The sequence below is a fragment of the Enterococcus sp. DIV2402 genome (genome assembly GCF_017426705.2).
Classification (GTDB): domain Bacteria; phylum Bacillota; class Bacilli; order Lactobacillales; family Enterococcaceae; genus Enterococcus_F; species Enterococcus_F lowellii.
In genome coordinates this window covers 152,955-174,622 of the sequence record NZ_CP147251.1, presented here as the reverse complement: position 1 = coordinate 174,622, position 21,668 = coordinate 152,955, and the positions used below count along the sequence as shown (strand labels likewise).

Here is a 21,668-nt window from a genome sequence, read left to right as displayed (position 1 = left end):
TATTCACTAGTATAACAAAAGTGTAGCCAAAAATGGCAAATATTCAGAGAATATACCATAGAACCGTAGTAAAAACAATCATTATCGATAAGAGAGGACATCAATTTTCGCTAACAATAAGAAGCTATGTTATAATAAACAAAGAATCGAAATAACTAGTAGGGGAGCATAACCTTTGAAAGAATTTATGAAAAATTGGGGGACGTTTATTTTTTTCGTCGTACTATTATTAATATTACGTCTATTTGTAGTGACACCTGTGTCAGTGAAAGGACATTCAATGGACCCTACTTTAGCAGACGGACAAAAATTATTTACATTCCAGCTTTCTAAAATTGAACGCTTTGATATCATCACCACCCAAGAACCAGATGATTTAGAAAAATTAGCTGTCAAACGTGTAATTGGTATGCCTGGTGATAACGTTCAAATGAAAAATGATGTGCTTACCGTAAATGGTGAAAAAGTTGAGGAAACGTACTTAACAGAATACAAAGAAAAATTTGCAGACAATAAATTACAAACAGAATATGGTTATAACACGAGTTTTCAACAAACTGCTGAACGAGCATTAACGTTCACAAATGATTTTTCATATAATGTACCGGAAGGAAAATATTTTGTTCTTGGAGACAATCGTTTAATCTCGAAAGATAGTCGGATATTTGGCTTTGTCGATGAGTCGATGGTTCAAGGGGAAGTTTTCATGCGTTATTGGCCATTGAATGAAATTTCACTAATTAAATGATTTGGTTTTAAATATTGACACTGGTTTACGGATACTGTAAAGTACAAGAAAACTTATATATCTATCCGTTGAAGAGCTGTGTCATCTTGTAAGTATTCATTGCTTTCAAGTAGAACAGATTCTCTGAGGAAAATTGTCGATAATAGGCAATTTCGACTTGTTCAATTGTTACCTTGAACGTTTCTTGTAAAAAAGAGACAGGGAAGTTTTACTTCTGAAAAAGGTGGTACCTCGAAATTTCGTCCTTTTATCAGCATCTTTGTGTTGATGAAGGGCGCTTTTTATTTTTCAGAAGCAAAATCAAAACGGAAAAAAACAAAAGGAGAATGGCAATGAAAAAAGGTTGGAACAAAGTGGTTACAGGTATTTTAACGGTCGGTGCCCTAACATTATTAGGCGCATGTGGTTCAGGAAATACAACGGAGACAGATTCTTCAAGTGAGGCGAAAGCAGAAGTTGTTCGTCTAGGAGTTGTTGGAGAAAATAATGAAGCGTGGGAACACGTTCAAAAAGAATTAAAAGATAAAGAAAATATTGATTTAGAAATCGTAAAATTTACTGATTATCGTGGCCCAATTACGGCTTTAGAAGATGGGTCAATTGATTTACATTCATCATTAACTGAAATCTACATGGATAACGTCAACAAAGAAGGCGGGTTCCACAATACAACTATCGCTTATACCACGTTGAATCCATTAGGTATTTTCTCAAATAAAATTAAAGATGTGTCAGAATTAAAAGATGGCGCAACTGTTGCCCTTCCAAATGACGTATCAAATGAAAGTCGCGCATTGTTATTATTACAAACTGCGGGTTTAATTGAATTAGACCCAGAGAAAGGGTTTATGCCAACAGTTAACGATATCATTGCTAATCCAAAAGATTTGAAATTTGATTTATTGGATGCTAATCAAACGATTCGTGTATTAGACGATGTAGATATTGCATGTGTAAACAACAATGTCGCTGTTGATGCAGGTCATATTCCAACTGAGGATGCAATTTTCTTAGAACCAATTGCTGATTCTTCTAAACCATACTACAATGTTATTGCAGCTCGTGAAGAAGAAAAAGACAAAGAGATTTATCAAACAGTAGTAAAATACTATCAAACAGATGAAGTGAAAAAAATCATCGAAGAAACAACGAAAAAATCAAGTGTTCCAGTTTGGTAAAAAAATAGAAACAGCTACGATTATCAGGTGATTCAATTCCTTTATACTAAGATGTAAAAGGCTTACTTACGTGAAAGGTTACTGTTTCAGCAAAAGCGTATAGATACGTTCATCTATACGCTTTTTTTTCGCTAATTTTTTTAATAATTAATATATAGTGATAGAAAAAAGCTATCACAAGTGCGTTGACTTTTTAAAATGAACCGACTATTCTTTGGGAACAAATACTATCAGTAAGTGATGTATTCAGGGAGGAATAATACATGAAAAAATGGAAAAAGGGGCTTTTTAGCGTCGGCATCTTTGCTTTAGGATTGGCTTTAGCGGCTTGTTCATCAGGAGGAAACACGAATGAAACAGCAAATAGTTCAAGTACCACAGCAGACGATGCGACATTTACGTATGCAATCAGTGGAGATCCTTCTTCTACCAACCCAATTAACACAAGTGACCGTTGGGGCTTAACAGTAACTAATATCATTTATTCACCATTAGTGATTGTTGAAGGGGATGGAACGACAAAAAATGCTTTAGCAGAATCAGTTGAACCAGCAGAAGATGGTTTATCTGTAACTGTTCATTTGAAAAAAGATGTGAAATGGTCAGATGGCGAACCTTTTACAGCTGATGATGTAGTGTTTACGTATGAACAAAAAGCCAAAAAAGAAAATGGAAATGCCGATCAACTATGGGTTGGCGATCAACCGATCAAATTTGAAAAAGTCGATGACTATACAGTGAAATTTGTATTGCCACAAGCCAGTGCAGCGGCAGTTAACAACATTGCGACTGAAACGTTTATCATTCCAAAACATATTTTTGAAGGCGTAGAAGATTTTTCGGTGAATGAATTACCAGAAAATCCAGTTGGAACAGGACCATACAAGTTAGTTGAGTATAAACGTGGCGAGTATTTAACATTTGAAGCGAATGAACATTATTTTGGTGGCGAACCATCAATTAAAAACTTAACTTTACGCATTATTGAAAGTGCCGATACAACAAAAGTAGCACTGCAAAAAGGTGAAGTTGATGCAGCCTTTGTTTTACCATCAGATGTGGCTGATTTAGATGAAAAAACCATCACTACGTACCCTTACAGTGAAAATCGTGTAGGTTATCTAGGATTAAATACAAAATCTGAAGCATTACAAGATGTTAAAGTACGTCAAGCTGTATTGTTTGCGTTAAACAAAGATGAGTTAAATCAAGCGGCGTATTTAGAAAAAGAATATTATGAACAACCTTACTCATTCTTACCACCAAATAATCCATTTGCGACAGAGGACGTTGAAAAATACGACACGAACATTGAAAAATCAAAAGAACTATTAAAAGAAGCTAATGTAAGCGACTTGAAATTAAACTTAGCCTTTTCTTCAAGTGATCCAGCACAAACGATTCAAGCAACTTTAATTCAACAACAGTTGCAAAAAGCTGGTATTACCGTAACATTAGAGGGTGGCGATGGAACAGCAATTTTTGCTGAATTGGATAAAGATGGCTCAACTAAATATAACCTATTCTTGGGTGGTTATATTATGGGAAATGATCCTGATTTATATGGTGCATTATTTGAAACAGAGGGTAGTGCCAATTACTTCCAAACAGAAAATAAAGCAACAGACGAATTATTTAACAAAGCTGCAGTTGAATTGGATGAAGCGAAACGCAAAGAATTATATAATGAATTACAACAAGCTATCGCTGACGATGCGCGTATCTATCCAATTGTTGATAACAAAAAAATTCTAGCAGTTAACAACCGCATTGGAAATGTAGAAGATGCCGGATTAATTCCAATTTACACGTTTGAAGATGTGTCTAAATTAACGATTAAATAGTGAATTGGACTGTGATAAAGACTCTTTTATCACAGTCTCTTTTCATTTTTATTATGAGAAAGGAAGTGTTACGTGTGGCAAGATATATTGCAAAACGAGTACTTCAAGCTATTCCTTTGCTATTGGTTATTTCATTTATTGTCTTTTCATTGATTCATCTGGCACCGTATGATGTAATTGATTCCGTGACAACACCTAATATGTCTCCAGACCGAGTAGAAGCATTAAGAGAGAAATATGGCTTGAATGAACCATTTTTTGTCCAGTACGCTACGTGGTTGACGAATATTTTTAAAGGAGATTTTGGTTATTCATTGGTTTCACAACGCAGTATTGCTGGTGAATTAGCGGTTCGTATACCTAATACGATGAAATTAATTATTCCGGCCTATCTAACGGCATTAATTTTAGCCATTACTTTGGGATTGATTGCTGCTGCAAACAAAGGGAAATTTTTTGATAAATTAATTGATGGTATTGCTTCTTTAGGGATTGCGATTCCAACATTTTGGTTTGCGATGATTTTGATTTATTTTTTAGGTTATCGGTTAAATTTATTCCCAATTATTGGTATGAATACAGTTGGGAAAGCGGGGGACTTCAATGATTTTCTGGCACATTTTATCATGCCTTATCTTACATTGACGGTTGCTTTTTTCCCAGAATTAACCCGTTATATTCGTTCCTCTGCCTTGCAACAAGTGGCGGAAGATTACGTGACTGTTCAACGAGCATTTCATGCGACAAAATGGCAAATTTTCCGTCGACACATTAGTCGAAATGTATTGATTCCAGTAGTGACCCAATTAGGTTTAGCATTACCGATGTTGGTTACTGGTGCGATTATTACAGAAACCATCTTTGGTTGGCCAGGAGTGGGGCCTTATTTGACGAGCGCAACGAGAAGTTTAGATTATCCAGTTATTATGGCAATTATGCTACTTTCAGCAACTTTAGTTATCTTGGGGAATCTCCTTTCAGATGTCCTTTATTCAGTTGTTGATCCACGAATTCGCAAGGGAGGAAAAGAGTAATGAAGCGTTTGAAAAATTTGTTCAGAGCGATTTTTTCTTCTCCAATTTATACCCTCTCTTTTATATTTCTAGCATTACTAATTAGCTTGTCACTAATCGCTCCGTTACTACCAATTGATCCGAATGCGACAGATGTCAGCAATATGTCACAACCTCCAAGCTGGCAGCATCTTTTTGGAACTGATGAAGTGGGCCGAGATTATTTTATTCGAGTGGTATATGGTGGTAGGGTCTCCTTATTAGTAGGTGTATTGGCAATGTTGACGGCGACGACAATTGGTACGACAGTCGGCTTAGTCTCAGGATATTTTGGCGGCTGGATTGATAATGTCTTGATGCGTATTGTAGATATCTTATCCTCTATTCCGTGGTTAGTTTTAGTGATTGTATTAAGTGTCTTCTTAAAACCAGGTCTAGGGACGATCATTATTGTTATTGGTGGTTTTTCATGGATGAATATTGCACGTTTAATTCGTGGTGAAACCTTGTCTGCGAAAGAAAGAGACTACGTTTTATATGCAAATTTCATTGGGCAATCTGCAAGCACGATTATTTTTAGACATATTTTTCCCTCGGTATTACCGACCTTAATTGTCGCAGCTTCAACGAGCATTTCTAGTGCGATTATGACTGAATCAGCGTTGAGCTTTTTAGGATTAGGAATTCAACAACCTATGGCATCATGGGGAAGTCTTTTGCAGAATGCTCAAAATAGCTTGCAACGGGCACCTTATATGGCCATACTTCCTGGTTTGTTTGTAGCATTAACGATTTATTCCTTTAATAACCTTGGTGACATGATTAAGCAAGTTTTACAAAGGGAGGTCTAATTCGATGGCAAAAAATATATTAAAATTGAGTGATTTACGCGTAGACATTCAACCAAAACGTGGCGAATTAATACCAATTCTTAGAGGAATTGATTTGGATGTGCCTAAAGGTCAAGTCATCGGGATTGTTGGTGAATCAGGTAGCGGCAAAAGTATGGCAATGAAAAGTATTATGGATATTTTACCGGAACAAGCTGTGATGTCGACAACTGCTTTTGAATTTAACGAAGAGCGCGTAACGAATCCACAAAAGTTACCAATTTCCATGATTTTTCAAGATCCAATGACCTCTTTAAATCCTTTACGAACGATTGGCTATCATTTAACTGAAGTGATTTTACGAAAACAAAAAATCTCCAAAAAAGCAGCTCAACAACGAGCGATTCAAGAGTTAGAAAAGGTGGGGATTGCTCTTGCTGAAAAACGGATGAAACAATTTCCTCATGAATTATCTGGTGGCATGCGCCAACGTGTAATGATTGCGATGGCCTTGTTAGCAGAACCACAACTTTTAATTGCAGATGAACCAACAACAGCTTTGGATGTGACAATTCAGGCACAAATCTTATCGCTTATTAAAGAATTACAGGAAAGTGAAGAGCTTTCCGTGATTTTAGTCACCCATGATTTTGGCGTAGTAGCAGGAATGTGTGACTATATTAAAGTAATGTACCAAGGTTTGGTTGTCGAAGAAGGAACCACTGAGGAAATCTTTTATCACCCACATCATCCGTATACAAAGCAATTACTGGAAGCAGCACACTTAGGAGATAAACAGGCGCAATTGCATGTTTTTGATTATCATGAAGAGTTACCAGATAATTTAACTCGCAAGGAACTATCAGCAACCCACCATGTTTGGCTTAAGGAGGAAGGAAAATGACAACAGAGTTAATTCGTGTCGAAAACGCGACAAAAATTTTTCGTTCCAAAAACTGGCGTGGTGCAGTAACAGAAGTACGCGCTTTAGATGATATTAATTTAGCGATTTATCGTGGTGAAACATTAGGATTAGTTGGTGAATCGGGAAGTGGAAAAACAACGTTAGGTCGTAGTTTATTAAGTTTAGAGACGCTAACAGAAGGGCAAGTCTTTTTTGAAGGACAAGAACTGACGAACTTAGCAACTGCTGAAAGAAAATCCATTTATCAAAAAATGCAAATTATTTTTCAAGATCCTTATTCTGCGTTAAATCCCCGAATGACTGCGTTAGAATTAGTGATGGAACCTTTATTAAATGATTCTAAAACAAATGCTCGCGACAAAGCGGAACAGATTTTAGCCCGTGTTGGAATTACTGGCGAGGCTTTACACAAATTACCTCGAGCCTTTAGTGGTGGTCAACGTCAGCGAATTGGGATTGCGCGTGCAGTAGTGAATCAACCTGAGTTTATTTTATGTGATGAACCGACGTCTGCATTAGATGTCTCCATTCAAGCCCAAATCATTCAATTATTATTAAGTTTACAAAAAGATTTTGGTCTATCGTATTTATTCATCTCGCACGATTTATCGGTGATTCGTCATATTTCTGACCGAATTGCGGTGATGTATCAAGGGAAATTAGTTGAGTTAGCGCCTACCCAACGATTGTTTGAAGCACCACAACATCCCTATACCAAAAAGTTATTGGCTGCGGCACCGATTGCTGATCCGAAATTAGCGCGTGCTGCGCTTGCAAAAAAAGAAATTCAACAACAAATTGAAGTGACCGAAGCCTTTGACTGGGTTGAAGTAGCAGAAGGCCATTTCGTAAGGAGGAACAAATGACAATCGAGACATTTACACTCATTCAAGGAAAAGAAAAAATTGAATTACCACATGAAACAGGAAACTGGGTTTTGGCAAGAGAACAAGGTTATTCGCCAGTTCAAATGCTAGTCTGTGCGGTCGCTGCTTGCGGTGGGTATGTATATCAATCGGTTTTAGATAATTCACATATTCCGTATCAATTTGAAAAGATTGAGGCTGACTACAGCCGAGATACAGAACGTCGTGCCGAGCCAGTTCAAGCCATTCAGTTACGGTTTTACGTTAAAATTGCGGAAGAATTTCAAGAAAAAGCGCAACGTTGTCTAAAATTAGTTTCCCCGAATTGCCCAGTTATTCAAAGCTTAGATCCAGCTATTCAAGTGGAAGAAACCGTTGAATTTATCTAAAAAAAGAAGCCCTCATCACGTGTGAGGGTTTCTTTTTTTGCCTTTTTGCTCAGGATCAGGTTGTTTTTCTTTGGTTAATTGCAAAAGGACTCCAAATGGATCTCGAACAATTGCATAAAAATCTGCAAATTCGTTTTCGCAAGGTGCAGCAATAATTTGCGTCTCATCATATTGAATGATTTTTTGATAAATCGATTCGATAGTGGCTAAATTGTTAATCGTAAAACTTAGCGAAAAATTGGTCCCACTTGTCAGGAAATCGCTGGTAATTGATGTGTCAGCAATTTGTAACTGTGTGGTCCCAATCTGTAAAATAGAATGTGAAATATACTCTTCTTGGCCGTTGGGAATTTCTAGCTGTGGATTGAAACGTTCTTTGAATTGTTGATTGGTAATTTTAAAAAGAACTTTCGCTTGAAAAATTTCTTGGTAAAAAGTGAGTGCTTGGTTGGCCTTGCCGTCTAATGATAAAAATGTGGCTAATTGAATAGACATAACTAATCATACTCCTTTGCTTTTTTTCTTAGTATACGTTTTAATGGTGACAGAAGATGGCACCAAAAGGAGAAAATATGAAAAAAAGTGAACGACTCAATCAAGAATTAATTTTTATACATGGAAAAAATAAATTCAATTTACGTGATTTAATGAGGGAATTTCGTATTTCTAAACGAACTGCCTTACGTGATGTGAGTGAATTAGAAGCACTGGGGGTACCTTTATATGCTGAAAGTGGAAAAAATGGGGGGTACCGTGTCTTACCTCATCAGTTACGAACCCCAATTTACTTTAAGGAAACAGAGTTGTTAAGTATCTTTTTTGCTTTGCAGTTATTGAAAGGTGCCACCCCTTTTCCCCATTCTTATCAACAAATTAAAGAGAAGTTAATAGAAAAATTTCCAGTGACTTCCTTAGAAGAACTCGAAACAATGGTTAGTTATGAAGGCCTCCAAGTACCGATAGCAGTTCCTCAGCTAGAGATGCTCTATCAAGCAATGTTGGCGCGACACCAGCTACATTTGCATTATCAAAAAGAACATTCAGAAGTCAAAATCATTCAACCAGTCCATTTAAATTATCGTCAAGGTTTGTGGTATTGTTTGGCTCGAGATATACAAAAACACCAATGGCGAACGTATCGTTGTGATAAGATGACCAATATTCAATTTTTTGCTGAAGGAAAAAACTATTCAGTAGAAGCAGTGCGAAAACAACAAGTGCGTCCATTTACTTTCGCAGCTCAGTTAACAGCAAAAGGCTGTGATCTGGCACAAAATCAATTATTTCCTAATATGACTATGGTAGGGAATCAGCTTAAAGGAACGTATCACGAAAAAGAGCTGGATTTTTTAGTGAATTATTTCTTAATGTTTGGCACAGAAGCGCTTATTCTTGAGCCCCCTATGTTAAAACACGCTTATTTGCAAAAATTACAAGATATGCAAGCCCGCTACTAATTGGGTATAATAAAATAGAGAAAGAAGGGAACAAATGAGTGAACTAACACAATTATTAGAAGAAAAATTTGGCTATCAAACTTTTCGTAAAGGTCAACTAGAGATTATTCAAAAAATTTTAAACCGAGAAGATGTTCTGGGCATTATGCCGACTGGTGGTGGGAAATCCATTTGTTATCAATTACCTGCTTTGTTATTTAATGGACTGACAATTGTAGTTTCTCCTTTAATTTCATTGATGAAAGATCAAGTGGATAGTTTAAATGAAATGGGGATTCCAGCAACATATGTTAATAGCACGCTTCATTTTTCAGAAATCCAACAACGCTTAGGAATGGCAGCTAGAGGAGAAGTGAAGTTATTATATTTAGCGCCGGAACGTTTAGAAACAGCTGATTTTCTTGAACTGTTACGTCATGTAGATATCGATTTAGTAGCAGTAGACGAAGCACATTGTATTTCGCAATGGGGACATGATTTTCGTCCAAGTTATTTAAAACTAGCAGAAACGTTGCGTTCATTTGCCCAACGCCCAACCATCATTGCGTTGACAGCTACTGCCACTACCCAAGTTGCGGAAGATATTTGTCAGTTATTATCAATTTCTGAGAATAATCAAATTAAAACGGGCTTTGCTCGTGAAAACCTCGCTTTTCAAGTGGTTAAAGAACAAAAAGATGTCTATTTATTGGAATATTTAAAAACCAATAAAGGACAAGCGGGTATTATTTATGCAAGCACGCGTAAAGAAGTGGAGCGGTTGTATCATTTATTGCGACATAAAGATATTCCAGTGGGCATGTATCATGGTGGACTCTCTGAACAAGTACGTTCAAAAAGCCAAGAAGATTTTCTATTTGATCGTATTCAAGTGATGGTCGCAACAAATGCATTTGGTATGGGGATTAATAAGAGCAATGTGCGCTTTGTCATTCACGCTCAAATTCCGGGAAACCTAGAATCTTATTACCAAGAAGCTGGACGTGCAGGTCGGGATGGCTTACCTAGCGAGGCCGTTTTACTTTATGCTGCGCAAGATTTACAAATTCAGCAGTTTTTTATTGAACAATCAGAATCGTCCATTGACTATCAACAAAATGAATATTTGAAATTACGAGAAATGAGTCAATATGCCCATACACAAACATGTCTTCAATGTTATATTTTACGTTATTTTGGTGAAGAAGGCGTCGCTTGTGGCAAGTGTAGTAATTGTTTGGATGACCGTGAATCAGTAGATATTACCGTTGAAACACAAAAAGTATTGTCTTGCGTAAAACGCATGGGAGAAAAATTTGGGAAATCACTTGTTGGCAAAGTGTTAACAGGTTCCAAAGATCAAAAAATTACGCAATGGAGTTTTGAACAATTATCTACGTATGGCTTAATGAAAGACTGGACACAAAAAGAAATTGTTCAGCTAATTGATTATTTAACTGCGGAACAATATTTGACACCTTCAGAAGGGCAATATCCATTATTGTCGATTTCACCCGAAGGAATTGACGTTTTATTAGGGAAACGAAAAGTCTATCGGAAACAAGCCACTGTTAAACAATTGGTGATGGACAATGAACTATTTGAAGAATTACGTGCTTTGCGTCTTTCATTAGCGCAAGAACAAAATCTACCGCCGTATATCATTTTTTCTGATAAGACTTTGCAAGACTTGGCAGAAAAACAACCTCAAAATTCCTTAGAATTTTTACAAATTAAAGGTGTGGGGCAAAACAAATTAGACAAATATGGCGCGCAATTTTTAGCGGTATTAAAAAAACAGTAGTAGAAGTGAAAACTTCTCTACTATTTTTTTATGGAAAAAGGCGTTTTTCATTACTTTTTGCAATAATCAATCATTATTTCTGAAAAAACACCTAATTGATATTCATTTGAAATGATTTTGTAACATTCTTTTTACCTAAGTGCTATATTAATATGTTAAGATTTATCTGTCGCTAAATTAGAACATGAAATTTTCTTATACAAAAGAAGTTAGATAATTATATTATAGAGTAATCTCAGGGGGAACAATAATTTGAAGAAAAAATACTTAGCCACTTTAATGGTATGTTCATTAATGTTAACAGCAGTTACAGCGCCAAGCGCAACTTTGGCAGATACAATCGATGACCAAATTGAACAACAAGATCAAAAAATCAATGATTTAAAAGGTCAACAAGCAGATGCACAAGCACAAATCGATAGTTTGTCATCAGAAATTGCAACAGTTAGCGGAAAAGTTAGCGAATTAGAAGCAAAACAAGCTGAATTAGGTAAAGAAGCTGAAAAATTACAACAAACAATTGCTGATTTAAAATTACGTATTGCACAACGTGAAGAAGTTATCCAAAATCAAGCGCGTGACGTCCAAGTGAATGGCGATAACATGAATTTACTTGATGCGGTTTTAGAAGCTGATTCTTTAAGCGATGCAATTGGTCGTGTACAAGCAGTATCAACAATCGTTAAAGCAAATAACGAATTAATCGAAAAGCAAAAACAAGATAAAGAAGCTGTTGAAAAAAATATTCAAGAGAATGAAAGAAAAGTCCAAGAAGTTGCGGCGACACAACAACAATTGGAAAATGAAAAAAATTCTCTTGCTGAAAAACAAGCAAGCGTAAACGTCTTAAAAGCAGACTTAGCAGCACAACAAGCAACTGCTGAAGGCGATAAAGCAAAATTACAAAAGAAAAAAGAAGAAGCTGAAGCTGAAAAAGCTCGCATTTTAGCAGCACAACAAGCAGCCGCTAAAAAAGCAGCTGAAGAACAAGCACGTATTGAAGCAGCTCAACAACAAGCAGCGCAAGAAGCCGCTCAACAAACAGTTAAACAAGAACAAACTGAAGAAAAAGCGACACAATCAGTAGAAACACAAGAACAAGCTGCTGAACAAACTATCGAACAAGAAACTACTGAGCCAAAAGCAGAACAAGCTGAATCAGTAGAAAAAGCAGTTGAACAACCAGCAGAAACACAAGAACAGCCAGTAGTTGAAGAGACTGTGGAACAAGAAGTTTCTGAACCAAAAACTGAAGTAAAAGAAGTCGTTCAAGAAGTAAAAACAGAAGCGACTGTTGTAGAACAACCAAAAGTTGAAGAAACACCAGAAGTAACTGTTGAAACACCTTCTGTTGAATCAAACAATAATAGTTCATTTGTAGGAAATTCATCAAGTGGTGCAGTTGACCATTCTTCTTCAGGTAACATGTATGCTTGGGGACAATGTACTTGGTATGTGAAAAACCGTGCACCATGGGTTGGAACTTATTGGGGTAATGGCGCACAGTGGGGCGCATCTGCAGCAGCTGATGGCTATACTGTAAATGGTACACCTGCCGCTGGTTCAGTCGTAGTATTTGCCGCTGGTCAATCTGTCGGTGGTGTTTGGACAGCTGATGGTGTTTACGGACACGTTGCTTATGTAGAATCTTATGATGCAGCAAGTAACACAATCACTATTTCTCAAGGTGGTATGGGATTCTCTAGCCCTGGAGGCCCTAACACTGCAACAATGAGTGCATCAGGTTACACTTATATTCACCGTTAATTTTAAGATAGTTAGAGGTAGAAAACTTAACGAAGTTTTCTACCTCTTTTTTATGTGACAAAACTGTTCGTCACTTGTTATTTAAATAGCTGTAAACACTAGAGAGTTATTGTTATATTAAAGAAAAAAAGAAAGTAGGAAACAACATTTTTAATCGAAATCAATTGAAAGTATTTATGCTTATCTTAATGGTGTTTGACCATATCAGTCCCTTTGTATCTGCCGAAACAGCAGCTCTTTTTCACGTGTTAACGCGTTGTGTGGGTGTGTTTTTTGCGTATATGAGCGTGGAAGGTTTACGCTATACTAGAAATCAAAAAAAATATTTAATCCGTTTATGGAGTGCTGGTTTGCTCATGCTTGCAAGTAATTGGGTGTTAAATACACTTGTTTTTGCGGAAGAATATGCTGTGCATAATAATATTTTTCTGACATTAGCGGTCGGGACAACTATTCTATATCTGATACAGCACTGGCAAACAAATCAAGGACTAACCCGAGTAGCAGCTAGTCTACTAATTTTTTGCTTAATAGCAGGATCTTTAGTGACAGAAGGAGGTATTGTGCTGATTCCATTTATGTTGATCGCTTATCTCGCTCGAAACAATAGTTGGTTGCGCAATAGTTGTTGGTTCGCACTGTCCATTTTGTTCTTTTTCCTTAGTTATGTGGATTATGGAGATTGGCAAACGACATTGACGATGTTAGCGATGAACTCAGACTTTTTCTTTATTTCTGTTTTGCCATTCTTAGCATTATATAATGGAGAAAAAGGGAGTAATCAGCCCTTCTTTAAATATTTCTTCTATCTATTTTATCCATTGCACTTATATATTATTGCTTTAATAGCGACTTTTATGTTGTAATAAATGATAAGGTCACAAAAGATAAGAGGCGATTTGATGGATGTAGTAAGAAAATATTGGCATACATTTAGTCAGAAACAAGGACTGACACAAGCACTTCCAGATGCTTGGATGTTTGGAGATGGATCGGAAAAAATGGGGAATGAATTAGGTCAGCTCGTTGTTCAAGGGCTTAAAACAGGAACCTGTTCAGCCAAGTGTATCCATGAACTTGAAGAAGAAAACATACCTGCTGTTGGAGGATATGAAATTGTATTGGATGGGCAAAATAATCCATTGGCGATTATTCAATATACGAAAATTGAAATTGTCCCGATGAATGAAGTTTCTCAAGAATTTGCTGTTTCTGAAGGTGAAGGAGATTTAAGTTATGAGTATTGGTACCAGGAGCATGAAAAATTTTTCCGCTGGGAATTAGGACAATATTCATTGCCATTTACGCCAACGATTGAATTGGTGTGTCAGTCATTTAAAGTCGTGGATCTTTATAGCAATAAATAAACAGTGTTCGTTGAAACTGATTTCAACGAACACTGTTGTCGTTTATTCTGCTTTTTTGGCTGTATCAGCAATAACTTGTAAATAACCTTTTGTATCAGCAAAGGTAGCACCAGAAACGACATCCGTTGGGTTACCGTCTTCGCCTTGTTTATCTAATTCACCGATAGCTGCTTCGATTTCAGCAATCGTTTTACCAATTGCAAAATCTTCGACTGCTTTCATATTTACTGCATATTCTTGAGTAGAGCCGCCTTTTTCTTTCATTAAAGCTGAATAGGCATCATTGTTAGCGACTTTAGAAGCCAATACTTGCCCTGCTGCAACACCTTGACCAAAGTCGGCATCAGAGTTTGGAACGCCACCGAAAGCTGTCGCATCTACGTATTGGAATTCATCAAGGAAGACGGCAGCTACTTTATCGCCATCCATTGCAACAGTTGTGATGGCAAAGGATTTATCGCCATGTGGTGCGCCAAGAGATTGTGTTTGTGTAAAATCAGTTGCTTCAGTTTTAGCACCAATAGCAACCATGCCGTTGTTGGCTGTGTCAGCAATGGCTTGTAAATAACCTTTTGTGTCGGCAAATGTAGCACCAGAAACAACATCAGCAGGGTTACCATCTTCGCCTTGTTTATCCAACTCACCGACAGCTGTCTCGATTTCAGCGACCGTTTTGCCTTTTACAAAATCAGTAATGGCATCCATACTGGCTTGCCATGTTTGTGTTGCACCAGCTTTATCTTTCATTAAAGCGGAATAAGCCGCATCATTTTCAGTTTTACTTCCTAAAACAGTCCCTTCAGGAAAAGCTTCGCCAAAACCAGCATCAGCATTTGGAACGCCTGTAAAATCAGCTGGATCTAAATATTGAAACTCGTCTATATGTGCGGCAACAATTGTTTCTCCGTTCATTAGAACATTTACAGCAGCGAACGAGTTTGTTCCATGTGGTGCTGTATACATTTGTCGCATCACTAATGTGCCTGCTTCGGGAATTTCAGTGCCTGTATCTGTTCCTTCCGCAATAGTAATGTTACTTGCTTCACTTGTAGTGCTTTCTGAAGTGGTTGCACTTGAAGCAGTGGTCTGTTGTCCTTCTGTTGTTGAACCTGCCGTATTTGAATCATCCGGACTACAAGCTGCTAAACTTAAACTAGCGAAAACAAGAAAGGTAGCGATTCGTGTCTTTTTCATAATATCCTCCTAAAATTTAATTGTTAATTTATTCACATTGTATCACAAAAGGAAAACGTTGCCAAATGGTATTTTGGGTTTTATAGGAAAAAATTCATGCATTTAATTGTGAAATTCAAGTCAATGTTATTTAAAATTGAAAAGTTAGTTGTTGAATTCCATTTTTTTTGTATAAAAATCGAAGAAAGAAGATATTTAAAGCTGTAAAAAATTGTCATTTTCAAGTATACTAGCAAAGGAACAAACGGAGGATGACCACATGGCACAATTATTTTTTAAATATGGCGCAATGAATAGTGGAAAATCAATTGAGATTTTAAAAGTTGCCCATAACTATGAAGAACAGAATAAACCTGTTGTTTTGATGACAAGTGGATTAGATACGCGTTCGGGCATTGGACAAGTCTCTAGTCGAATTGGTCTAGAAGAGAAAGCTATTCCAATTTTTGATGAGACAGATGTATTTTCTGTCATTCAAGAACTGGACTACACTCCTTATTGTGTATTGATTGATGAAGCACAATTTTTGAAGAAAGAGCATGTTCTTTCTTTTACCCGTGTAGTTGATGAATTAGGAATCCCTGTCATGGCATTTGGTCTGAAAAATGATTTTCGTAATGAATTATTTGAAGGATCAAAATATTTATTGCTATATGCCGACAAAATTGAAGAAATGAAAACTATTTGCTGGTTTTGTCACAAAAAAGCAATTATGAATTTACATTATATTGATGGAAAGCCTGTTTATGAAGGTGCACAAGTGCAAATTGGTGGCAATGAAGCCTATTATCCAGTTTGTCGTCACCATTACTTCCATCCAGAAATTTAAACAAAGGAGCAAAACAAATGTACGATCAGTTACAAGCAATTGAAGACCGTTACGAAGAATTAGGCGAATTATTAAGTGATCCAGCTGTCGTATCTGATACCAAGCGTTTCATGGAACTGTCTAAAGAAGAAGCTAGCACACGTGAAACAGTTGACGTTTATCGTCGTTATAAAGATGTTGTCGCAGGAATTGCGGATGCAGAAGAAATGTTAGGCGAAAACTTGGACGATGAAATGGCGGAATTAGCCAAAGAAGAGCTTTCTGAACTGAAAAAAGAAAAAGTAGAGCTTGAAGAACGAATCAAAATCTTATTATTACCAAAAGATCCAAATGATGATAAAAATATTATTATGGAAATCCGGGGTGCTGCTGGAGGAGACGAAGCGGCATTGTTTGCAGGAGATCTATTTAGTATGTATCAACGTTATGCTGAATCACAAGGCTGGAAAACGGAAGTGCTAGAAGCAAACGTTACCGGAATCGGTGGCTACAAAGAAGTCATCATGATGATTAGTGGCGATAATGTATTCTCAAAACTAAAATATGAAAGTGGCGCTCATCGAGTTCAACGTGTGCCTTCAACAGAATCTCAAGGACGTATTCATACGTCGACAGCAACAGTTGTTGTGATGCCAGAAGCTGAAGAAGTAGAAATCGATCTTGCGGATAAAGATATTCGTACGGATATTTATCATGCATCGGGTGCTGGTGGTCAGCACGTCAATAAGACGGCCTCTGCGGTACGTTTAACACATATCCCAACTGGAATTGTGGTGGCAATGCAAGATGAACGTTCACAATTGAAAAACCGTGAGAAAGCAATGAAAGTTTTACGTGCGCGCGTGTATGATCAAATCCAACAAGAAGCGCAAAGTGAATATGATGCGAACCGTAAATCAGCAGTAGGAACTGGTGATCGTTCAGAGCGAATTCGTACCTATAATTTCCCTCAAAACCGAGTAACGGATCATCGTATTGGCTTAACTATTCAAAAACTAGATCAAATTCTAGCAGGTAAAATGGATGAAATCATCGACGCATTAATTATGTATGATCAAACATCGAAGTTAGAAGAGTTGCAAAATGGCTAAAACTTATCAAGAAGTCCTGTCATGGGCTTCTTCTTTTTTAGAAGAACAAGGTAAAGAAGGCTATGCGATTCAATACGTCTTTTTAGCAAGAAAACATTGGACGAAAACGGATTGGCTGTTAAACATGCGAAAAGAAATCTCTTTCGCAGAAGAACAACAACTACAAAGCGACTTAGCTGCTTTATTAGCCAATCATCCTCCACAGTATTTAATTGGTTACGAAGAATTTTATGGTCGCAGATTCCAAGTAACCACAGATACATTAATTCCTCGGCCCGAAACGGAAGAATTAGTGGCACTTTGTTTAGAAAAAAATTCTTCTGAACCTTTAACGGTGGTAGATGTGGGAACAGGAACCGGTGCAATTGCTATTACATTAAAAGCCGAGCGTCCAAACTGGCAAGTTATGGCAGTGGATATTTCTGTTTCTGCCTTAGAAATAGCTCAAAAAAACAGTCGAGCGTTAACAACAGAGGTAGATTTTTACCTCGGTGATACCTTGGAGCCGATTTCGCAGCCAATTGATGTGTTAATTTCCAATCCACCGTATATCAGTCAAGCTGAATGGTCATTGATGGATGAGAGTGTTCGTTTGTTTGAGCCCAAAACAGCATTGTTTGCTTCAAACAATGGGTTAGCTATGTATGAAAAGTTAGCTCAGCAAGCAAAAATGAAATTACAACCTCACGGGAAGATTTTTTTAGAAATTGGCTTTCAACAAGGAGAAGCAGTTAAAAAATTATTTCAAGAAGCGTTTCCTGATAAAGTAATTGAAATTAAAAAAGACTTGGCAGGACAAGATCGAATGGTTTTTGTTTCTTAGTTATCCACAAGATTGTGGATAACTAAGATTGGTAATCAAATCCTTTAAAAGTAGCTATATTCCTACCAAGGTAACTACCGAGAGAAATGCTGAGTGACAAATAGATGATAAATAGTAGAGTTTTCCACAGAATGTGTATAACTATATAGAATTGTTGATAACTCAATAAAAAAAGATTGAAAGGGTGTGGATAACTTTGGAAACCAAACGATTGAATGAAGAAGAATTGAACACGGCAGTAGCTATTTTAAAAGCAGATGGTTTAGTGGCATTTCCAACCGAAACAGTCTATGGACTAGGTGCGAATGCTTTATCCGAAAAGGCAGTAAAGCGAGTTTTTGCAGTGAAAGGTAGACCAACAGATAATCCCTTGATTGTACATATTACAGGATTTAATCAAGTAAAAACCTATGTAGATAACATTCATCCCTTAGCAGAACAATTAACAGAAAAATATTGGCCAGGTCCTTTAACATTAGTATGCCAAACGAAAAAAGATGCTTTTCCAGCAGTGGTATCAGCTGGACTATCAACCGTTTCGTTTCGTATGCCTAATAACGACAAAACGTTAGCTTTGTTGAATGCATCGGGTTTACCTTTAGTTGGACCTAGTGCAAATACCTCGGGAAAACCGAGTCCGACTAGTAGTGAGCATGTTTATCACGATTTAAATGGGAAAATTGAAGGGATTTTAGAAGATGGTTCAACAGCGATTGGGGTGGAATCAACTGTTTTAGATATTAGTGATCCCAACCAACCACCAATGATTTTGCGTCCAGGAGCAATTACAAAGGAACAACTAGAACAAGACTTAGGCATCGAGATTGCTGTTGATAAACATTTGATTAAAGAATCAGAAGCACCAAAATCACCAGGTATGAAATATAAACACTATTCACCCGATACAAGAGTTATGATGATTCGCGAAAACGATTGGGAAAAAGCCATAGCAGCTGCTAGACAACAAGCATTGAAAGTCGGCGTTATGGCAGGACCTACTATTGTAAACCAAGTGCAACAAAACGTAACGACGGTTTTTACGTATGCTGATGATAGCGTGGAAGCAGCCACAAAAGGGCTATTTGCAGGATTACGGGCCTTAGATGAAACTAATCCAAAATTAGATGTGATTTACGTGGCGACATTTCCTGAAAAAGATTTAGGCGTAGCGTACATGAATCGCCTAAAAAAAGCGGCAGACCAACAATATTTTGAATAAATGAGCAAGAAATGCATCTTTTTTCTAACGATAAAAGATGTATTTCTTTTTATTGTTCGTTTTTAAACCGTTTTTAATTTGAAATAGACAAAATGAATCGCCTTTTTAGATTTTTTTGGAGATTTATGTGCGCGATTATGTTACAATGCTAACATCTTAGTAAAGGGGTGTTATGTGTAGAATGGATTATAAAGAGTTTGATAAAGATTTATGGACAGCGATTGAAAATGAGGCTGAGCGTCAACAAAACAATTTAGAATTAATTGCTTCTGAAAATATTGTTTCTGAAGGTGTTATGGCTGCGCAAGGTAGTATCTTAACAAATAAATATGCAGAAGGTTATCCAGGCCGTCGTTATTATGGTGGTTGTGAATTCGTAGATGTCATTGAAAGTTTAGCAATCGATCGTGCGAAAGAAATTTTTGGTGCGGAATTTGCAAACGTACAACCTCATTCAGGTTCCCAAGCTAACACAGCTGCGTATTTAGCTTTAATTGAAGCAGGCGATACTGTTTTAGGTATGGATTTATCTGCAGGCGGACATTTAACACATGGTTCACCAGTTAACTTTAGTGGTAAAACATATAACTTTGTAAGTTATGGTGTCGATAAAGAAACAGAATTAATTGATTATGATGTCGTTCTTGAATTAGCAAAAGAACATCAACCAAAATTAATCGTTGCTGGTGCTAGCGCATATTCTCGTACGATTGATTTTTCTAAATTTAAAGAAATCGCTGATGAAGTTGGCGCAAAATTAATGGTTGATATGGCTCATATTGCTGGTTTAGTAGCAGCTGGCTTACATCCAAGCCCAGTACCTTATGCTGATATTACCACAACGACAACGCATAAAACATTACGCGGGCCTCGTGGTGGTTTAGTCTTAACGAATGACGAAGCTTTAGCGAAAAAAATTAACAGCAATGTCTTTCCAGGTATCCAAGGTGGTCCATTAGAACACGTGATTGCTGGTAAAGCTATTTCATTTAAAGAAGCTTTAGACCCAAGCTTTAAAGACTATGCAAGCCAAGTCATCAAAAATGCCAAAGCGATGGCAGAAGTCTTCAATGATTCAGCAAAAGCTCGTCTAATTTCTGGTTCAACTGATAACCATTTATTACTAATTGATGTAACTGGTTTTGATATGACCGGAAAAGATGCTGAGAAATTATTAGATACTGTCAATATCACTGTCAACAAAAACTCTATTCCATTTGAAACATTAAGTCCTTTCAAAACAAGTGGTATTCGTGTAGGAACACCAGCAATTACAAGTCGTGGTTTTGACGAGGAAGGTTCAGCAGCTGTTGCTAAACTAATCGTGAAAGTATTAGAAAATAAAGACGATGAAGCTGTTCATGCACAAGTGAAAGAAGAAGTTCGTGCTTTAACAGATGCACATCCTTTGTACGCGAAGTAATAACAAAAGGGATTCTCTAGCTAATGAGAATTCCTTTTTTTGTTACAGTAAAATCAAGAAAAAAGAAAGCTTGTTATTTATCAGGATGCAAGTAACTCCGATTAACTAAAACCTTGCCTAGATTTATCCAAAGTTGAAATAAACACTAATTCTTATCAAAAAGGAATAAAAGATGGATATTTCAAAAAAATAACGTGAATTGACACAAGATATGTTGTGCGAAATTTTGATTTGAATTACAATAAAAGAAAACTCTAAAGGAGAGCTGACAATGGGCAAATTTCAAGTAATCGATCATCCGTTGATCCAACATAAAGTATCAATTATTCGTGATAAAAATTGTGGAACAAAAGTATTTCGTGAGGTTGTTGATGAAATTGCGATGTTAATGGCGTACGAAATTTCACGTGACATGCCAGTAGAAGACGTCGTTATCGAAACTCCGATTACGAAAACAACACAAAAAACTTTAGCAGGTAAAAAAGTAGCAATTATTCCAATTCTACGTGCTGGTTTAGGAATGGTTGATGGTATCTTACAATTGATTCCAGCAGCAAAAGTAGGTCACGTTGGTGTGTATCGTGATGAAGAAACACTAGAACCACATGAATATTTCGTAAAATTACCAGAAGATATTGATAGCCGTCAATTATTAGTGGTTGACCCGATGTTAGCAACAGGTGGTTCAGCGATCATGGCAATTGATTTATTGAAAAAACGTGGTGCTTCAAACATCAAATTTGTTTGTTTAGTTGCTGCTCCAGAAGGTGTGAAAGTGTTACAAGAAGCGCATCCAGATGTAGACATCTATACAGCTGCATTAGATGATCATTTAAATGATCATGGCTATATCGTTCCTGGTTTAGGCGATGCGGGTGACCGTTTATTCGGTACAAAATAAATAAAAACCGATTGGGATTTT

Annotated in this window: 21 protein-coding genes; 19 read left to right on the top strand and 2 right to left on the bottom strand. The window is 36.9% G+C overall.

The genetic code is table 11. The features are described 5' to 3' along the window. Positions 1 to 175 precede the first annotated feature (175 nt). The 8 genes from lepB (at position 176) to DOK78_RS00835 (ending at position 7,793) form a co-directional block, all read left to right on the top strand. Positions 176 to 748 carry a signal peptidase I gene (gene lepB, locus DOK78_RS00870; protein ID WP_207871774.1) on the top strand — a complete coding sequence of 191 codons (573 nt, stop codon included), beginning with the start codon at positions 176 to 178 and terminating at the stop codon, positions 746 to 748. A 332-nt stretch (positions 749 to 1,080) separates the two neighbouring features. Then, positions 1,081 to 1,926 carry a MetQ/NlpA family ABC transporter substrate-binding protein gene (locus DOK78_RS00865; protein ID WP_207871773.1) on the top strand — a complete coding sequence of 282 codons (846 nt, stop codon included), beginning with the start codon at positions 1,081 to 1,083 and terminating at the stop codon, positions 1,924 to 1,926. 263 nt (positions 1,927 to 2,189) lie between these two features. After that, positions 2,190 to 3,770, top strand: a complete 1,581-nt coding sequence (locus tag DOK78_RS00860; protein ID WP_207871772.1) for an ABC transporter substrate-binding protein — start codon at positions 2,190 to 2,192, stop codon at positions 3,768 to 3,770. A gap of 74 nt (positions 3,771 to 3,844) precedes the next feature. Further along, complete coding sequence (locus tag DOK78_RS00855; protein WP_207871771.1) at positions 3,845 to 4,804, top strand: ABC transporter permease subunit; 960 nt, start codon at positions 3,845 to 3,847, stop codon at positions 4,802 to 4,804. Further along, positions 4,804 to 5,634 carry an ABC transporter permease gene (locus DOK78_RS00850; RefSeq protein WP_207871770.1) on the top strand — a complete coding sequence of 277 codons (831 nt, stop codon included), beginning with the start codon at positions 4,804 to 4,806 and terminating at the stop codon, positions 5,632 to 5,634. Before DOK78_RS00855 ends, DOK78_RS00850 begins: the two co-directional genes overlap by 1 nt. A 4-nt stretch (positions 5,635 to 5,638) precedes the next feature. Then, entirely contained in the window at positions 5,639 to 6,517 is an 879-nt protein-coding gene (locus DOK78_RS00845) for an ABC transporter ATP-binding protein (protein ID WP_207871769.1), read from the top strand. Then, the gene (locus DOK78_RS00840) at positions 6,514 to 7,404 is read left to right on the top strand and encodes an ATP-binding cassette domain-containing protein (protein ID WP_207871768.1); all 891 of its coding nucleotides are present in this window, start codon (positions 6,514 to 6,516) and stop codon (positions 7,402 to 7,404) included. The genes DOK78_RS00845 and DOK78_RS00840 overlap by 4 nt, the downstream gene beginning before the upstream one ends. Next, entirely contained in the window at positions 7,401 to 7,793 is a 393-nt protein-coding gene (locus DOK78_RS00835; RefSeq protein ID WP_207871767.1) for an OsmC family protein, read from the top strand. The genes DOK78_RS00840 and DOK78_RS00835 overlap by 4 nt, the downstream gene beginning before the upstream one ends. Positions 7,794 to 7,808: 15 nt before the next feature. Here DOK78_RS00835 and DOK78_RS00830 read toward each other — a convergent pair whose 3' ends face one another. Beyond that, positions 7,809 to 8,288, bottom strand: a complete 480-nt coding sequence (locus DOK78_RS00830; RefSeq protein WP_207871766.1) for a VOC family protein — start codon at positions 8,286 to 8,288, stop codon at positions 7,809 to 7,811. A gap of 77 nt (positions 8,289 to 8,365) precedes the next feature. Between DOK78_RS00830 and DOK78_RS00825 the strand changes: the two genes are divergently transcribed. The 5 genes from DOK78_RS00825 (at position 8,366) to DOK78_RS00805 (ending at position 14,167) form a co-directional block, all read left to right on the top strand. After that, entirely contained in the window at positions 8,366 to 9,250 is an 885-nt protein-coding gene (locus DOK78_RS00825) for a helix-turn-helix transcriptional regulator (RefSeq protein ID WP_207871765.1), read from the top strand. Positions 9,251 to 9,284: 34 nt separating this feature from the next. Then, entirely contained in the window at positions 9,285 to 11,033 is a 1,749-nt protein-coding gene (recQ, locus tag DOK78_RS00820) for a DNA helicase RecQ (protein ID WP_207871764.1), read from the top strand. A 252-nt stretch (positions 11,034 to 11,285) separates the two neighbouring features. Beyond that, positions 11,286 to 12,800 carry a CHAP domain-containing protein gene (locus DOK78_RS00815; RefSeq protein ID WP_207871763.1) on the top strand — a complete coding sequence of 505 codons (1,515 nt, stop codon included), beginning with the start codon at positions 11,286 to 11,288 and terminating at the stop codon, positions 12,798 to 12,800. 176 nt (positions 12,801 to 12,976) lie between these two features. Then, positions 12,977 to 13,666, top strand: coding sequence for a TraX family protein (locus DOK78_RS00810; RefSeq protein ID WP_207871762.1), 690 nt, complete (start codon positions 12,977 to 12,979; stop codon positions 13,664 to 13,666). A 36-nt stretch (positions 13,667 to 13,702) separates the two neighbouring features. Then, on the top strand, positions 13,703 to 14,167 hold the full coding sequence (locus DOK78_RS00805; protein WP_207871761.1) for an ASCH domain-containing protein: 465 nt from the start codon (positions 13,703 to 13,705) through the stop codon (positions 14,165 to 14,167). Between the two features lie 42 nt (positions 14,168 to 14,209). Here the strand turns inward: DOK78_RS00805 and DOK78_RS00800 are convergent, their stop codons facing one another. Further along, positions 14,210 to 15,361 carry a peptidoglycan-binding protein gene (locus tag DOK78_RS00800; protein ID WP_207871760.1) on the bottom strand — a complete coding sequence of 384 codons (1,152 nt, stop codon included), beginning with the start codon at positions 15,359 to 15,361 and terminating at the stop codon, positions 14,210 to 14,212. A gap of 259 nt (positions 15,362 to 15,620) precedes the next feature. On the opposite strand from DOK78_RS00800, the gene DOK78_RS00795 reads away from it, so the two are divergent. From DOK78_RS00795 to upp, 6 genes are all read left to right on the top strand, one after another. Then, on the top strand, positions 15,621 to 16,190 hold the full coding sequence (locus DOK78_RS00795; RefSeq protein WP_207871759.1) for a thymidine kinase: 570 nt from the start codon (positions 15,621 to 15,623) through the stop codon (positions 16,188 to 16,190). A gap of 17 nt (positions 16,191 to 16,207) precedes the next feature. After that, on the top strand, positions 16,208 to 17,281 hold the full coding sequence (prfA, locus tag DOK78_RS00790; RefSeq protein WP_207871758.1) for a peptide chain release factor 1: 1,074 nt from the start codon (positions 16,208 to 16,210) through the stop codon (positions 17,279 to 17,281). Then, positions 17,274 to 18,104 (top strand): peptide chain release factor N(5)-glutamine methyltransferase, encoded by an 831-nt coding sequence (gene prmC, locus DOK78_RS00785; RefSeq protein WP_207871757.1) that lies wholly within the window; start codon positions 17,274 to 17,276, stop codon positions 18,102 to 18,104. Before prfA ends, prmC begins: the two co-directional genes overlap by 8 nt. 196 nt (positions 18,105 to 18,300) lie before the next feature. Further along, positions 18,301 to 19,323: an L-threonylcarbamoyladenylate synthase gene (locus tag DOK78_RS00780; RefSeq protein ID WP_207871756.1), complete on the top strand. Its 1,023-nt coding sequence runs from the start codon at positions 18,301 to 18,303 to the stop codon at positions 19,321 to 19,323. A gap of 181 nt (positions 19,324 to 19,504) precedes the next feature. Continuing rightward, positions 19,505 to 20,746, top strand: coding sequence for a serine hydroxymethyltransferase (glyA, locus tag DOK78_RS00775; RefSeq protein WP_207871755.1), 1,242 nt, complete (start codon positions 19,505 to 19,507; stop codon positions 20,744 to 20,746). A gap of 271 nt (positions 20,747 to 21,017) precedes the next feature. Next, on the top strand, positions 21,018 to 21,647 hold the full coding sequence (gene upp, locus DOK78_RS00770; RefSeq protein ID WP_207871754.1) for a uracil phosphoribosyltransferase: 630 nt from the start codon (positions 21,018 to 21,020) through the stop codon (positions 21,645 to 21,647). Positions 21,648 to 21,668: the final 21 nt, after the last annotated feature.